The sequence below is a fragment of the Streptomyces sp. NPDC013157 genome (assembly GCF_042899865.1).
In the GTDB taxonomy this organism is placed as follows: domain Bacteria; phylum Actinomycetota; class Actinomycetes; order Streptomycetales; family Streptomycetaceae; genus Streptomyces.
The window spans coordinates 342,029-354,982 of record NZ_JBIBAK010000004.1 but is presented as its reverse complement, the minus strand read 5'-3'; the positions used below and the strand labels follow the sequence as shown (position 1 = coordinate 354,982).

Annotated in this window: 18 protein-coding genes; 2 read left to right on the top strand and 16 right to left on the bottom strand. The window is 71.4% G+C overall.

Annotation, left to right across the window (positions count from 1 at the left end; genetic code table 11):
• Positions 1 to 154: 154 nt before the first annotated feature.
• The 11 genes from lgt to hisI all read right to left on the bottom strand — a co-directional run bounded on the left by lgt (position 155) and on the right by hisI (position 9,148).
• Positions 155 to 1,114 (bottom strand): prolipoprotein diacylglyceryl transferase, encoded by a 960-nt coding sequence (gene lgt, locus ACFY6U_RS14925; RefSeq protein ID WP_390038167.1) that lies wholly within the window; start codon positions 1,112 to 1,114, stop codon positions 155 to 157.
• 91 nt (positions 1,115 to 1,205) lie between these two features.
• Positions 1,206 to 1,982, bottom strand: a complete 777-nt coding sequence (locus tag ACFY6U_RS14920; RefSeq protein WP_390038165.1) for a DsbA family protein — start codon at positions 1,980 to 1,982, stop codon at positions 1,206 to 1,208.
• A 103-nt stretch (positions 1,983 to 2,085) separates the two neighbouring features.
• Positions 2,086 to 2,904 carry a tryptophan synthase subunit alpha gene (gene trpA, locus ACFY6U_RS14915; RefSeq protein ID WP_390038163.1) on the bottom strand — a complete coding sequence of 273 codons (819 nt, stop codon included), beginning with the start codon at positions 2,902 to 2,904 and terminating at the stop codon, positions 2,086 to 2,088.
• Entirely contained in the window at positions 2,901 to 4,184 is a 1,284-nt protein-coding gene (trpB, locus tag ACFY6U_RS14910; RefSeq protein WP_390038161.1) for a tryptophan synthase subunit beta, read from the bottom strand. The genes trpA and trpB overlap by 4 nt, the downstream gene beginning before the upstream one ends.
• Positions 4,185 to 4,293: 109 nt before the next feature.
• Positions 4,294 to 4,464 (bottom strand): tryptophan biosynthesis modulator TrpM, encoded by a 171-nt coding sequence (gene trpM, locus ACFY6U_RS14905; RefSeq protein ID WP_366358037.1) that lies wholly within the window; start codon positions 4,462 to 4,464, stop codon positions 4,294 to 4,296.
• A gap of 21 nt (positions 4,465 to 4,485) precedes the next feature.
• On the bottom strand, positions 4,486 to 5,295 hold the full coding sequence (gene trpC / locus ACFY6U_RS14900) for an indole-3-glycerol phosphate synthase TrpC (RefSeq protein WP_390038159.1): 810 nt from the start codon (positions 5,293 to 5,295) through the stop codon (positions 4,486 to 4,488).
• Positions 5,296 to 5,442: 147 nt separating this feature from the next.
• Positions 5,443 to 5,892, bottom strand: a complete 450-nt coding sequence (locus ACFY6U_RS14895; protein ID WP_351489485.1) for a DUF2752 domain-containing protein — start codon at positions 5,890 to 5,892, stop codon at positions 5,443 to 5,445.
• A gap of 76 nt (positions 5,893 to 5,968) precedes the next feature.
• Complete coding sequence (locus ACFY6U_RS14890; RefSeq protein ID WP_390038157.1) at positions 5,969 to 6,235, bottom strand: HGxxPAAW family protein; 267 nt, start codon at positions 6,233 to 6,235, stop codon at positions 5,969 to 5,971.
• Positions 6,236 to 6,521: 286 nt separating this feature from the next.
• A complete protein-coding gene (locus tag ACFY6U_RS14885) occupies positions 6,522 to 7,166 on the bottom strand; it encodes a TIGR02234 family membrane protein (RefSeq protein ID WP_390038155.1) in 645 nt (214 codons plus the stop codon).
• Between the two features lie 51 nt (positions 7,167 to 7,217).
• Complete coding sequence (locus ACFY6U_RS14880) at positions 7,218 to 8,696, bottom strand: anthranilate synthase component I (RefSeq protein ID WP_390038153.1); 1,479 nt, start codon at positions 8,694 to 8,696, stop codon at positions 7,218 to 7,220.
• 11 nt (positions 8,697 to 8,707) lie between these two features.
• On the bottom strand, positions 8,708 to 9,148 hold the full coding sequence (gene hisI / locus ACFY6U_RS14875) for a phosphoribosyl-AMP cyclohydrolase (protein WP_390038653.1): 441 nt from the start codon (positions 9,146 to 9,148) through the stop codon (positions 8,708 to 8,710).
• Positions 9,149 to 9,221: 73 nt separating this feature from the next.
• Here hisI and ACFY6U_RS14870 point away from each other — a divergent pair, with 73 nt between their 5' ends.
• Positions 9,222 to 9,857 (top strand): TIGR03085 family metal-binding protein, encoded by a 636-nt coding sequence (locus ACFY6U_RS14870; protein WP_390038151.1) that lies wholly within the window; start codon positions 9,222 to 9,224, stop codon positions 9,855 to 9,857.
• Between the two features lie 10 nt (positions 9,858 to 9,867).
• Positions 9,868 to 10,266 (top strand): VOC family protein, encoded by a 399-nt coding sequence (locus tag ACFY6U_RS14865; protein ID WP_390038149.1) that lies wholly within the window; start codon positions 9,868 to 9,870, stop codon positions 10,264 to 10,266.
• A gap of 4 nt (positions 10,267 to 10,270) precedes the next feature.
• Here ACFY6U_RS14865 and hisF read toward each other — a convergent pair whose 3' ends face one another.
• From hisF to ACFY6U_RS14840, 5 genes are read right to left on the bottom strand one after another with little or no spacing between them, the layout of a single operon-like run.
• Complete coding sequence (gene hisF / locus ACFY6U_RS14860; RefSeq protein ID WP_351489501.1) at positions 10,271 to 11,026, bottom strand: imidazole glycerol phosphate synthase subunit HisF; 756 nt, start codon at positions 11,024 to 11,026, stop codon at positions 10,271 to 10,273.
• The gene (locus ACFY6U_RS14855; RefSeq protein ID WP_390038146.1) at positions 11,023 to 11,427 is read right to left on the bottom strand and encodes a RidA family protein; all 405 of its coding nucleotides are present in this window, start codon (positions 11,425 to 11,427) and stop codon (positions 11,023 to 11,025) included. Before ACFY6U_RS14855 ends, hisF begins: the two co-directional genes overlap by 4 nt.
• Positions 11,424 to 12,149, bottom strand: coding sequence for a bifunctional 1-(5-phosphoribosyl)-5-((5-phosphoribosylamino)methylideneamino)imidazole-4-carboxamide isomerase/phosphoribosylanthranilate isomerase PriA (gene priA / locus ACFY6U_RS14850; RefSeq protein WP_390038144.1), 726 nt, complete (start codon positions 12,147 to 12,149; stop codon positions 11,424 to 11,426). Before priA ends, ACFY6U_RS14855 begins: the two co-directional genes overlap by 4 nt.
• Positions 12,146 to 12,796: an imidazole glycerol phosphate synthase subunit HisH gene (hisH, locus tag ACFY6U_RS14845; RefSeq protein WP_390038142.1), complete on the bottom strand. Its 651-nt coding sequence runs from the start codon at positions 12,794 to 12,796 to the stop codon at positions 12,146 to 12,148. The genes priA and hisH overlap by 4 nt, the downstream gene beginning before the upstream one ends.
• Positions 12,787 to 12,951, bottom strand: coding sequence for a hypothetical protein (locus ACFY6U_RS14840; RefSeq protein WP_351489512.1), 165 nt, complete (start codon positions 12,949 to 12,951; stop codon positions 12,787 to 12,789). The genes hisH and ACFY6U_RS14840 overlap by 10 nt, the downstream gene beginning before the upstream one ends.
• Positions 12,952 to 12,954: the final 3 nt, after the last annotated feature.

Below are 12,954 nucleotides of genomic sequence, written 5' to 3'. Positions count from 1 at the left end.
CTTCCGCCCGCCGGTAACTTCTTTCCGCCGCAACGGCGAGAACCCCCGACGGCGCTCTCCGGCGGTGCCTGACCCAGCGCAACCCTCATGGCCTCGCACACGAAGAGGGCGCCCGGTTCGATCCCGGGCGCCCTCTTCGTCGTACAGCAGCAGGTCAGCTCTTCTTGGTCCCCGACCCGGCCTCGTCCTTCACCTCGTCGGAGGTGTCGTCCTCGGCCCCGTCGCCGGAGGCCTCCGCCTCAACGGCCTCACCAGCACCGTCGGCCTCACCGTCGGAGACACCCTCACCGTCGGAGACGCCCGGCTCGACCACCGTCTCCCGGCCCGGCCGCTTCTTCGCGGAGACCACGATGTACAGCACCGCGAGCAGGAACACGATCATCGCGGTCCAGTCGTTGAGCCGCAGGCCGAGGATGTGGTGGGCGTCGTCGACGCGCATGTACTCGATCCAGCCGCGGCCCACGCAGTACGCCGCGACGTACAGGGCGAAGGCCCGCCCGTGCCCGAGCTTGAAGCGGCGGTCGGCCCAGATGACCAGGAAGCCGACTCCGATGCACCACAGCGACTCGTAGAGGAAGGTCGGGTGGTAGTAGCCGGGAACGCGGCCACCCTCGGAGGAGGTGATGTGCAGCGCCCACGGGACATGGGTCTCGCGGCCGTAGAGCTCCTGGTTGAACCAGTTGCCCCAGCGGCCGATCGCCTGGGCGAAGGCGATGCCGGGGGCGATGGCGTCGGCGTAGGCCGGCAGCGGGATGCCCCGGCGTCGGCAGCCGATCCAGGCGCCCACCGCACCGAGCGCGATCGCGCCCCAGATGCCGAGGCCGCCCTGCCAGACCTTGAACGCGTCGACCCAGTCACGGCCCGCGCTGAAGTACAGCTCGTAGTCCGTGATCACGTGGTACAGACGCCCGCCGACCAGGCCGAACGGTACGGCCCAGACCGCGATGTCGGCCACGGTGCCGGCCCGCCCGCCCCGGGCGATCCAGCGCTTGTTGCCGAGCCAGACGGCTACGAAGACACCGATGATGATGCAGAACGCGTAGCCGCGCAGCGGGATGGGTCCGAGGTGGATCACTCCGCGCGACGGGCTGGGAATGTAGGCAAGTTCTTCCATGGCAGGGTCGACGCTACCGTGCCGGACCGGGCCGACGGCAACCAGCCCGGCTACGGCTCCATAACGGGGGCGTGAGAAAGACTTACCCCCTTTACTGCTTGTTCGCGTCCTCGACCAGCTGCTTCAGCTTGGCCGGGGTCATGGTCTGGTCCTGGTAGATGTTCTTGCCGTCGAGCAGGACGGTCGGCGTGCCGTCGAACTTGGCCGCCTGGAAGGCCTGGTTGGACTTGACGACCCAGGAGTTGTGCGTGCCGTCCTTGACGCACTTCTGGAACGCCGGTGTGTTCAGCCCCTGGACCTTGCCGGCCAGCTCGATCAGCTTGTCGTTGCTCGCGAAGGCGTCGTCGGTCTCCTTCGGCTGGTTCTCGTACAGCACGTCGTGGAAGTCACGGAACTTCCCGGCGTCCTGGGCGCAGGCCGCCGCGTTGGCCGCGTTCCGGGAGCCGCTGCCGCCGAGGTTGCCGTCGATCAGCGTGACCAGGTGGTACTCGATTCTGAGCTGCCCGGCGTCGACCAGCTCGTGGAGCGTCGGGCGGTACGCCGTCTCGAAGGCCTGGCAGGCCGGGCAGCGGAAGTCCTCCCAGACGGTGAGCGTCGCCTTGGCGCCGTCCTTGCCGACCGGGATCGCGAGGCTGTCCTTGCCCTGTGCGCCGGAGGGCGCCACGACAGGGCCGGAGCTCGCGCTGGTCTTGTCCTTGCCCGAGTTCGCGGCGATCACGCCGATCACCGCCGCCAGGCCCAGGACGCAGACGACGGTCGCGCCCACGATCAGCGCGCGCCGTCGCTTGTCCGCGGCCCGCTGCTTCTCGCGCTCGGCCGCCAGCCGCTCACGGGCCATCCGCTTTCCGTCACGATTCTTCTCGCTCACACCCCCAGAACGAACCGGGGAGGCGCACCGCGCCTCCCCGGTCCCAGGTCCACCCGTTCGAGTGACCGAATGTTCCGTTGTGTCCGGCGGTACCCCGGTGGGTCTACGCCTGTCGCCGCACGCCCTTCGCCAGGTCCCCGGCGAGTTCACGGACGGCCGCGACGCCGGCCGCGTGGTCCGGCGCGTCCAGCATCCGCTTCACGAAGGCCGAACCGACGATCACGCCGTCGGCGAAGCCGGCGACCTCGGCGGCCTGCGCCGCGTTGGAGACGCCGAGACCGACGCAGACGGGCAGCCCGGTGCCGGTGGCCCGGGTGCGCTCGACCAGGTTCTGCGCCTGCGCCCCGACCGATTCCCGCGTACCGGTGACGCCCATCAGCGAGGCCGCGTAGACGAACCCGCTGCCCGCCGCCGTGATCGTCGCGAGCCGCTCGTCCTTGCTGCTCGGCGCCACGACGAAGACCGTCGCGAGGCCGTGCTTCTCGGCGTGCTCCCTCCAGAGGGCCGATTCCTGCACCGGCAGGTCGGGGAGGATGCAGCCCGCGCCGCCGGCCTCGGCGAGCTCCGCGGTGAAGCGTTCGACGCCGTAGCGGTCGATGGGGTTCCAGTACGTCATGACGAGGATCGGCTTGCCGGTGGCCTCGTGGGCCTCCTTGACCGTGCGCATGACGTCCGCGATCCTCACCCCGCCGCGCAGGGCGATGTCGTCGGCGGTCTGGATGACCGGACCGTCCAGGACCGGGTCGCTGTGCGGCAGCCCGACCTCGACGACGTCCGCGCCGCCGTCCAGGGCGGCCTTGATCGCCTCGATGCCGCCGTCCACGGTCGGGAACCCGGCCGGGAGATAGGCGATGAGCGCGGCGCGGCCCTCGGCCTTGGCGGTGGCCAGGGTCTCGTCCAGCAGCTGAATGTTCCCGCTCACTTGGCGTCCCCCTCGATCTCGGCGGTGTCGGCGGCGTCGGCCGCGACCTCGGCGTCGGTGTCGTACAGGCCGAAGTAGCGCGCGGCGGTGTCCATGTCCTTGTCGCCGCGGCCGGACAGGTTGACGACGATCAGCCCGTCCTTGCCGAGTTCCCTGCCGACCTCCAGGGCGCCGGCGAGGGCGTGGGCGCTCTCGATGGCCGGGATGATGCCCTCGGTACGGGAGAGCAGGCGCAGCGCCTGCATGGCCGCGTCGTCGGTGACCGCGCGGTACTCGCCGCGGCCGGAGTCCTTGAGGTACGAGTGCTCGGGGCCGATACCGGGGTAGTCCAGACCGGCCGAGATCGAGTACGGCTCGGTGATCTGGCCCTCGTCGTCCTGGAGGACGTAGGACCGGGAGCCGTGCAGGATGCCGGGCTCACCGGCGGTGAGGGTGGCCGCGTGCTCGCCGGTCTCGATGCCGTGGCCGGCCGGCTCGCAGCCGATCAGGCGGACGCCCTCGTCGGGGATGAAGGCGTGGAAGAGGCCGATGGCGTTGGAGCCGCCGCCGACGCAGGCGATCGCGGCGTCGGGGAGCCGGCCGGCCCGCTCCAGGAGCTGGCGGCGGGCCTCGACGCCGATGACCCGGTGGAAGTCGCGGACCATCGCCGGGAAGGGGTGCGGTCCGGCGACCGTACCGAAGAGGTAGTGGGTGTGGTCGACGTTGGCCACCCAGTCGCGGAACGCCTCGTTGATGGCGTCCTTGAGCGTGCGGCTGCCGGACTTCACGGCGATGACCTCGGCGCCGAGCATCCGCATCCGGGCCACGTTGAGGGCCTGGCGCTGGGTGTCGATCTCGCCCATGTAGATGGTGCAGTCGAGGCCGAACAGGGCGCAGGCGGTGGCCGTGGCGACGCCGTGCTGGCCGGCGCCGGTCTCCGCGATCACGCGGGTCTTTCCCATGCGCTTGGTGAGCAGGGCCTGGCCGAGCACGTTGTTGATCTTGTGCGAGCCGGTGTGGTTGAGGTCCTCGCGCTTGAGGAAGATCCGGGCGCCGCCCGCGTGTTCCGCGAAGCGGGGGACCTCGGTGAGGGAGCTGGGGCGGCCGGTGTAGTTGACCAGGAGGTCGTCGAGCTCGCGGGCGAACTCGGGGTCGTGCTTGGCCTTGTCGTACTCGACGGCGACCTCGTCCACGGCGGCGACGAGGGCCTCCGGGATGAACTTGCCGCCGAACGCGCCGAAGTAGCCCTCGACGCTGGGCACCTGGCCGGTGGGGTCAGGGAAGAAGAAATCGCTGGGCATGCGAAAACCTCACGGTGAGTGTGTGGAAAAAGACACTATTCGCCGTGGGGGCGGAGATATGTCCGATGGCTGCGAGCCGTCAGTGGTTGCTCGCGCAGTCCCCGCGCCCCTACAGGGCGCGCTGCCATCGACGGCCGTTCACCTGTCCCGGTTCGTCGCCGATGACGTAGCGGACGCGGCGGCCGTGGACCCGGCGGGCCGGCGCACGGCAACCACGGGGCCGGCAGCCGCGCGCGAGGCGGGCGTACCGGTCCACTGTCGTCGTCACCGTGAGAGTCATCGGGTTCAGCCTAGCGGGTGATCAGCTCCGGCCGTGCCGGAGCGCGGGGTGTTCGCCCGCCGCCACCAGGTCGGCCACCGCCGACTTGGGGTCGCGGCCCGTGACCAGGGACTCGCCGACCAGGACCGCGTCGGCGCCCGCGTTGGCGTACGCGATCAGGTCGTGCGGGCCACGGACGCCGGACTCGGCGACCTTGACGACGTGGGCGGGGATCTCGGGGGCGACCCGCTCGAAGGTGGAGCGGTCGACCTCCAGGGTCTTCAGGTTGCGCGCGTTGACACCGATCACCTTGGCGCCGGCGTCCACCGCGCGCTCGACCTCGTCCTCGTCGTGGACCTCGACGAGCGGGGTGAGGCCGATGGACTCGGCGCGTTCGATCAGCGACTCCAGGGCCGGCTGGTCGAGGGCGGCGACGATCAGCAGCGCGAGGTCGGCACCGTACGCGCGGGCCTCCCACAGCTGGTACGACGTGACGATGAAGTCCTTGCGGAGCACCGGGATGTCCACCCGGGCCCGGACCGCCTCCAGGTCGGCCAGCGAGCCGCCGAAACGGCGCTGCTCGGTCAGGACCGAGATGACGGCCGCGCCGCCCGCCTCGTAGTCCGCGGCGAGCCCGGCCGGGTCGGCGATCGCGGCCAGCGCGCCCTTGGACGGGCTGGAGCGCTTCACCTCACAGATGACCTTGACGCCCTCACCGCGCAGCGCTGCCACGCCGTCCTTGGCGGCCGGCGCCTTCGCCGCGCGCTCCTTGAGCTCGTCGAGGCTGACGCGCGCCTGCCGTTCCGCGAGGTCGGCACGGACTCCGTCGATGATCTCGTCGAGCACACTCACGCGAGCGGCCCCCTTCCGGACGGTTCTTCCAGGCGGTCAAAAACCCATGGGCCGAAAACTCATGGTCACTGCGATGGTATCCGGAGGACGGGGTAGGCCTCACATCCGGTTGACGCCGGTCCCAGTACCTGGACATCCACCAGTTGATCAAGGATGCAACCAGCCACCGAAGGGCAGGTTCCGGACAACGGTGAAGACCAGGAGCAACACGCCCAGGCTCCACATCTGCACCGGCCTGAGCTCGATCCTGGCGGGCCGGCCGCGCACCGCGCGCGCCACCCAGACGGTCCAGACCACGGCGAAGGCCAGATAGGCGAGGACGCCCGCCGCGTTGTCACGCAGCGCGGCCAGGAAGTCGCCGTGGATGAAGGCGTGCGCACTGCGCAGGCCGCCGCAGCCGGGGCAGTACAGGCCGGTGAGCCGGTAGAGCGGGCAGACCGGGTAGTGACCGGGCTGGTTGGGGTCGACGCTGCCGACGTAGGCGAAGGCTCCGACGACGGCGCCCAGCACGGAGACGGGCACGGCCAGCCGGCCCCGGAGGGAGGGCGTCACCGGTGGGGCGGCTGCGCTGTGGCTGTCGGCGTTCACGCCTCGCATTGTGCCCCGTACGGTCGGCACACGCGCGCGAGGGGCGCCCCGATGTCTTGGGGCGCCCCTCGGGAAACCGTGCGGGTCAGCTCTCGGCGGCGACCGGCTCGCGGGTGGCGGCCGGGGCGGTGGTGGTGCTGTACACGAGCGCGCCGCTCTCCTTCGGCTGGCCGAGGCCCATGGAGCGCATGATCACGCCGACCACGCCACCGAGGAGCACGATCGCCATGCCGGCCCAGAAGCCCACCGGCTGCGCCATCACCATGAAGGCGCCCGAGACGCAGAAACCGATGAAGGCGATGGTGACGCCGGTCCAGGCGGCCGGGGTGTGACCGTGGCTGCTGCCCGCCATGACTTGCTCCTCATTGCTGGTACGTGTCGTACGGGCCCGAGCTCGTACGTGTCCTTCCGGACGCTCGCCCTCCATTGTCCCGTACCCACAGTGGTGCCAGGAGCTGGGGTGGCGTCTGATTCGCCACATCGGCTGATTCGCCACATCACTTCTCAGCGTCCCGCTTTCCAGCGCCCCGTAGGGGCGCTGGGGGTACCCCCGGCCGAAGGCTGGGGGAGGAACTGCGCGACCAGCCCCCACCGGCCCTCAGCCGACCGACGACCTGTCACGGTGCCCCGGCGAAGCCTCACGCGCCAGTCGGGTCCTCGCCCCGGTCGAGCGCCTTCCAGATGTCCTCCGGCCGGTCGGGATCGACCGGCTTCGGCGCCCGCCGCGGCCGCTCCGCCCCCGTGCCGCGCTCGTAGCGGCCGGACATGGCCGGCCACAGCCGCCCGTAGCGCAGCGCCAGCAGCCCGGCGACCAGGATGAGCGCGCCGCCGGCCGCGGCGACGTACGGCCAGCCGGTATGGCTGAGCGCGGCGACCGTCGCGGACGTGTCACCGCTGGCCTCGGCGGCCTTCTCGTCGAGCGCCGAGCCGTCGGACGCGCCCAGCAGGGCCGCGGCGACGATGCCGGCGCCGGAGAGCGCGAGGAGGCCGGAGACCAGGAAGCGGCCGGCCTTGCGGACGGCGAAGACGGCGACGAGCGCGGCGAGGCCCACTATGGCGAGGGCCGCGGGGACGCCCGTGACGTCGCTGCCCTTGGCGGTGAGCGGGAAGTCGCCGCCGGCCACCGTGGCGGTGCCCTCCGCCCAGCGCTGCCGGGTGGACAGCAGGGCCACGGCCGCGCCGAGCGCGCCGAAGAGCAGCGCGACGGCGAGGCTGCGGCGGCCGGACCGGGCGGGTTCGGCGGCTTCGGAAGAGGGGTGAGGAACAGCAGTCACGTACTCCACTATCGCCTGAACCCCGCACGAACGGTCACCCGGGGTCGGGTGATAAGCGCCCTACTTGCCCAGTCTGTTGGCCGTGTGCACCGCTCGCAGGACCGCCGCCGCCTTGTTGCGGCACTCCTGGTCCTCGGCGACCGGGTCGGAGTCGGCGACGATGCCGGCGCCGGCCTGGACGTACGCCGTGCCGCCGCGGAGCAGGGCGGTGCGGATGGCGATGGCGGTGTCGGAGTCGCCGGCGAAGTCGAGGTAGCCGACGCAGCCGCCGTACAGCCCCCTTCTGGACGGCTCCAGTTCGTCGATGATCTGCATGGCCCGGGGCTTGGGGGCGCCGGAGAGGGTGCCGGCCGGGAAGCAGGCGGTGAGGACGTCGAAGGCGGTGCGGCCGTGGGCGACCTTTCCGGTGACCGTCGAGACGATGTGCATGACGTGCGAGTACCGCTCGACGGACATGAAGTCGACGACCTCGACGGAGCCGGGCTCGCAGACCCGCCCCAGGTCGTTGCGGCCGAGGTCGACGAGCATCAGGTGCTCGGCGCGCTCCTTGGGGTCGGCCATCAGCTCGTCGGCGAGGGCCTGGTCCTCCTGCGGGGTGGCCCCGCGCGGCCGGGTGCCGGCGATGGGGTGCACCATGGCCTGCCCGTCCTCGACCTTGACGAGGGCCTCCGGGCTGGATCCCACGACGTCGAAGCCGTCGAAGCGGAAGAGGTACATGTACGGCGACGGGTTGGTGGCCCTGAGGACCCGGTAGACGTCCAGCGCGCTCGCCGTGCACGGCGTCTCGAAGCGCTGGGAGGGGACGACCTGGAAGGCCTCGCCCGCGCGGATGCGCTCCTTGACGTCCTCGACGGCCGTCTGGAAGTCGGGGCCGCCCCACAGGGCGGTGTACTCGGGGAGCTCCGAGGGCGGCAGGACGGCGGGCGGCTGGGCGACCGGGCGGGAGAGGTCCGCCTCCATGGCGTCCAGACGGGCCACGGCGTCGGCGTGAGCCTCGTCGACACCGGTGTCGAGGTCGTTGTGGTTGATCGCGTTGGCGATCAGCAGGACCGAGCCCTCCCAGTGATCCATGACGGCGAGGTCGCTGGTGAGGAGCATGGTCAGCTCGGGGAGCCGGAGGTCGTCGCGCTCCCCCGGGCCGATCTTCTCCAGGCGGCGCACGATGTCGTAGCCGAGGTAGCCGACCATGCCGCCGGTGAAGGGGGGCAGGTCCTGGGCGTGGGGGGTGTGCAGGGCCTCGATGGTGGCGCGGAGGGCGGCCAGCGGGTCGCCGTCGACGGGCACGCCGACGGGCGGGGTGCCGAGCCAGTGGGCCTGGCCGTCGCGGGCCGTCAGGGTCGCCGCGCTGCGGACGCCCACGAACGAGTACCGGGACCATGAGCGGCCGTTCTCGGCGGACTCCAGCAGGAAGGTGCCGGGGCGCTCGGCGGCGAGCTTGCGGTAGAGCGCGACCGGGGTGTCGCCGTCGGCGAGGAGCTTGCGGGTGACCGGGATGACACGCCGGTCGGTCGCGAGCTTGCGGAAGGTCTCGAGGTCCATGGCGGCAGACCTTACTGATCGGAGGCGGGTACGCCGGAATCGGTGCCCTCGTGGCCGTGCTCGACGTCCTTGAGGAGCACGTCGGCGTCGAAGCAGGTGCGGTCGCCGGTGTGGCAGGCGGCGCCGACCTGGTCGACCCTGACCAGCACGGTGTCGGCGTCGCAGTCGAGGGCGACCGACTTCACCCACTGGAAGTGACCGGAGGTGTCGCCCTTGACCCAGTATTCCTGGCGGCTGCGCGACCAGTAGGTGCAGCGGCCGGTGGTGAGGGTCCGGTGCAGCGCCTCGTCGTCCATCCAGCCGAGCATCAGCACCTCGCCGGTGTCGTACTGCTGGGCGATGGCGGGCAGGAGTCCGTCGGCGCTGCGCTTGAGGCGGGCGGCGATCTCCGGGGCGAGGCCACTGGACGGGGGCGTGCCCGTCGTACCGGTCGTACTGGTCATGGGTGCCATTGTGCCGCGCGGCACCGACAGTCACGGTGCGTGTCCACTGTCCGGACGGTGCGTGTGGTCGTAGGCTGGCGGTATGTCGACCTTCGCCAAGCGTGAACGGCTCCTGCTCGCCGACCTCTTGGAGACCGCCGGTCCCGAGGCGCCGACCCTCTGCGAGGGCTGGGTGACCCGTGATCTGGCCGCGCACGTGGTGGTGCGCGAGCGTCGGCCGGACGCGGCCGGGGGCACGGTGATCAAACAGCTGGCGCCGCGCCTCGAGAAGGTGACGGCCGAGTTCGCGGCGAAGCCGTACGAGGAGCTCATCCAGCTGATCCGCACCGGTCCGCCGCGGTTCTCGCCGTTCCAGCTCAAGCAGGTGGACGAGGCGGCCAACACCGTCGAGTTCTACGTGCACACCGAGGACGTCCGCAGGGCCCAGCCGGACTGGTCGCCGCGGGAACTGGACCCGGTCTTCCAGGAAGCCCTCTGGACCCGCCTGGAGCGCACCGCCCGGCTGCTCGGCCGGGGCCTGCCCACGGGCCTGGTGCTGCGCCGCCCGGACGGCCAGACGGCGGTCGCCCATCGCGGCGCCCCCGTGGTGACGGTGACCGGCGAGCCCTCCGAGCTGCTGATGTTCGCGTTCGGCCGGCAGAGCACGGCGAAGGTCGAGGTGTCCGGCGACGAGAACGCGATCGCCAAGCTGCAGGAGTCCAAGAAGCTGGGCATCTGAGGAGCCCCCGGTGATCAGGGTCGCGATGACGAGCGTGTACGTGGACGACGTGCCGAAGGCGCACGCGTTCTACACGGGCGTCCTCGGCTTCGAGACCCGTACCTGCCTGGACCCGGGCGACGGCACCCTGTTCGTCACGGTGGGCGCCCCGCAGGGCGCCCAGCCGGACCTCCAGCTCCTGCTGGAGCCCGGCGAGGGCCCCCTCGCGGACCCGTACCGCAAAGCCGTCTACGCGGCGGGGCTCCCGGCCATCGTCTTCTCCGTGGACGACATCCGCTCGGAGTACGACCGCCTGCGCACGCTGGGCGTCCGCTTCCCCCATGAACCGCAGGACCAGGGTCCGGTACTCGCCGCCGTCCTGGACGACACGGTCGGCAACCTGATCCAGCTGACCCAGCCGAAGGGCTAGCCGCTCACCGCACCGGGTGTCCCGCCTCGCGCAGTGTCTGCTTCACCTGGCCGATCCTCAGGTCGCCGAAGTGGAAGACGGAGGCGGCGAGGACCGCGTCCGCGCCCGCGGTGACGGCCGGGGGGAAGTGGGAGAGGGCGCCGGCCCCGCCGGAGGCGATGACCGGGACCGTGACGTGCTTGCGGACGGCGGTGATCATCTCCAGGTCGTAGCCGTCCTTGGTGCCGTCCGCGTCCATCGAGTTGAGCAGGATCTCGCCCGCGCCCAGCTCGGCGGCGCGATGGGCCCACTCGACGGCGTCGATGCCGGTGCCGCGGCGGCCGCCGTGGGTGGTGACCTCGAAGGATCCCGATTCCGTGCGGCGGGCGTCGACCGAGAGGACCAGGACCTGGCGGCCGAAGCGTTCCGCGATCTCGCGGATCAGGTCCGGGCGGGCGATGGCCGCCGTGTTGACGCCCACCTTGTCGGCACCGGCGCGCAGGAGCTTGTCGACGTCCTCCGCGGTACGGACGCCGCCGCCGACCGTCAGGGGGATGAAGACCTGCTCGGCCGTGCGGCGGACCACGTCGTACGTGGTCTCCCGGTTGCCGGAGGACGCGGTGATGTCCAGGAAGGTCAGCTCGTCGGCGCCCTCCGCGTCGTACACCTTGGCCATCTCGACCGGGTCGCCCGCGTCGCGCAGGTTCTGGAAGTTGACGCCCTTGACGACCCGGCCGTTGTCCACGTCCAGGCAGGGGATGACTCGGACCGCCAGGGTCATGAATCCACGGCTCCTCTGTATGCCTCTAGCTCTGCCTCGACCAGGATGCGCGGGTCGACGAAGCCGGTCACCACGACGAACGTGGTCACCGGGCGCACCCGGTCGAAGACCTCCTTGTGGGCGCGTCCCACCGCGTCCATGTCGCGCGCGTGCGCGAGGAACAGGCGGGTGCGGATCACCGCCTCCGGTCCGAGCCCGAACTCGGCGATCGCCTCCAGGGCGGTGGCGAAGGCCACCCTGGCCTGCTCGTACGGGTCGCCCTCCCCGTACAGCACGGTGCCCTTGAAGGACGTCGTACCGCCCACCACCACGCGGTCGCCCGCCGCGACGGCGCGGGCGAAACCGAAGCTCTCCTCCCAGGGACTTCCGCTCTGCACGCGCCGTACGGCATCGGACGTCATCGTGACACTGCCTCCAGTGCTTCTTCCAAGGTGAACGCCTTGGCGTACAGGGCCTTTCCGACGATGGCGCCCTCGACACCGAGGGGTACCAGGTCGGCCAGCGCCCGGAGGTCGTCCAGCGACGACACGCCGCCGGAGGCCACGACCGGCCGGTCCGTCGCCGCGCACACGCTGCGCAGCAGCTCCAGGTTCGGACCCTGGAGGGTGCCGTCCTTGGCGATGTCGGTGACGACGTAGCGGGCGCAGCCCTCCTTGTCGAGGCGGGCGAGCGTCTCGTAGAGGTCGCCGCCGTCGCGGGTCCAGCCGCGGCCCCTGAGGGTCGTACCGCGCACGTCCAGGCCGACGGCGATCTTGTCGCCGTGCTCGGCGATGACCTTGGCGACCCACTCCGGGGTCTCCAGGGCGGCCGTGCCCAGGTTCACCCGGGTGCAGCCGGTGGCGAGGGCCGCGGCGAGGGTGGCGTCGTCTCGGATGCCGCCGGACAGCTCGACCTTGATGTCCATCGCCCCGGTGACCTCGGCGACCAGCGCGCGGTTGTCGCCGGTGCCGAACGCCGCGTCCAGGTCGACCAGGTGCAGCCACTCGGCGCCCGACCCCTGCCAGGCGAGGGCCGCCTCCAGAGGGGAGCCGTAGGAGGTCTCGGTCCCGGACTCGCCGTGCACGAGGCGGACGGCCTGGCCGTCGCGGACGTCGACGGCGGGGAGGAGTTCGAGCTTGCTCACAGTGTTCCGATCCAGTTGGTGAGGAGCTGGGCGCCGGCGTCGCCGGACTTCTCGGGGTGGAACTGGGTGGCCCACAGGGCGCCGTTCTCCACGGCGGCCACGAACGGCTTGCCATGCGTCGACCAGGTCACGAGCGGGGCCCGCAGCGCGGCGTTGTGCGTCTCCAGCGCCCAGTCGTGGACGGCGTAGGAGTGCACGAAGTAGAAGCGCGCGTCGGCGTCCAGGCCGGCGAACAGCTCGGAGCCGGCCGGCACGTCGACGGTGTTCCAGCCCATGTGCGGGACGATCTCGGCCTGGAGCGGCTCGACCGAGCCGGGCCACTCGTCGAGGCCCTCGGTCTCCACGCCGTGCTCGATGCCCCGCGCGAACAGGATCTGCATGCCGACGCAGATGCCCATCACCGGGCGCCCGCCGGACAGCCGGCGGTCGATGATCCAGTCCCCGCGCGCGCCGCGCAGGCCCTCCATGCAGGCGGCGAAGGCGCCGACACCGGGCACCAGCAGGCCGTCCGCGTTCATGGCCTTGTCGAAGTCACGGGTGATCTCGACGTCGGCCCCGGTACGGGCGAGGGCGCGCTCGGCGGACCGGATGTTACCGAAGCCGTAGTCGAAGACGACGACCTTCTTCGTGGATCCGCTCAATTCCACACCTCCAGCCTCATGACGCCCGCCACCAGGCACAGTGCGGCGCTGATCGAGAGCAGCACGATCAGGCTGGTGGGCATCTTCTGCTTGACGAAGGAGATGATCCCGCCGACCAGGAAGAGTCCGACGACGATCAGTATGGTCGAGAGGCCGTTCATCGC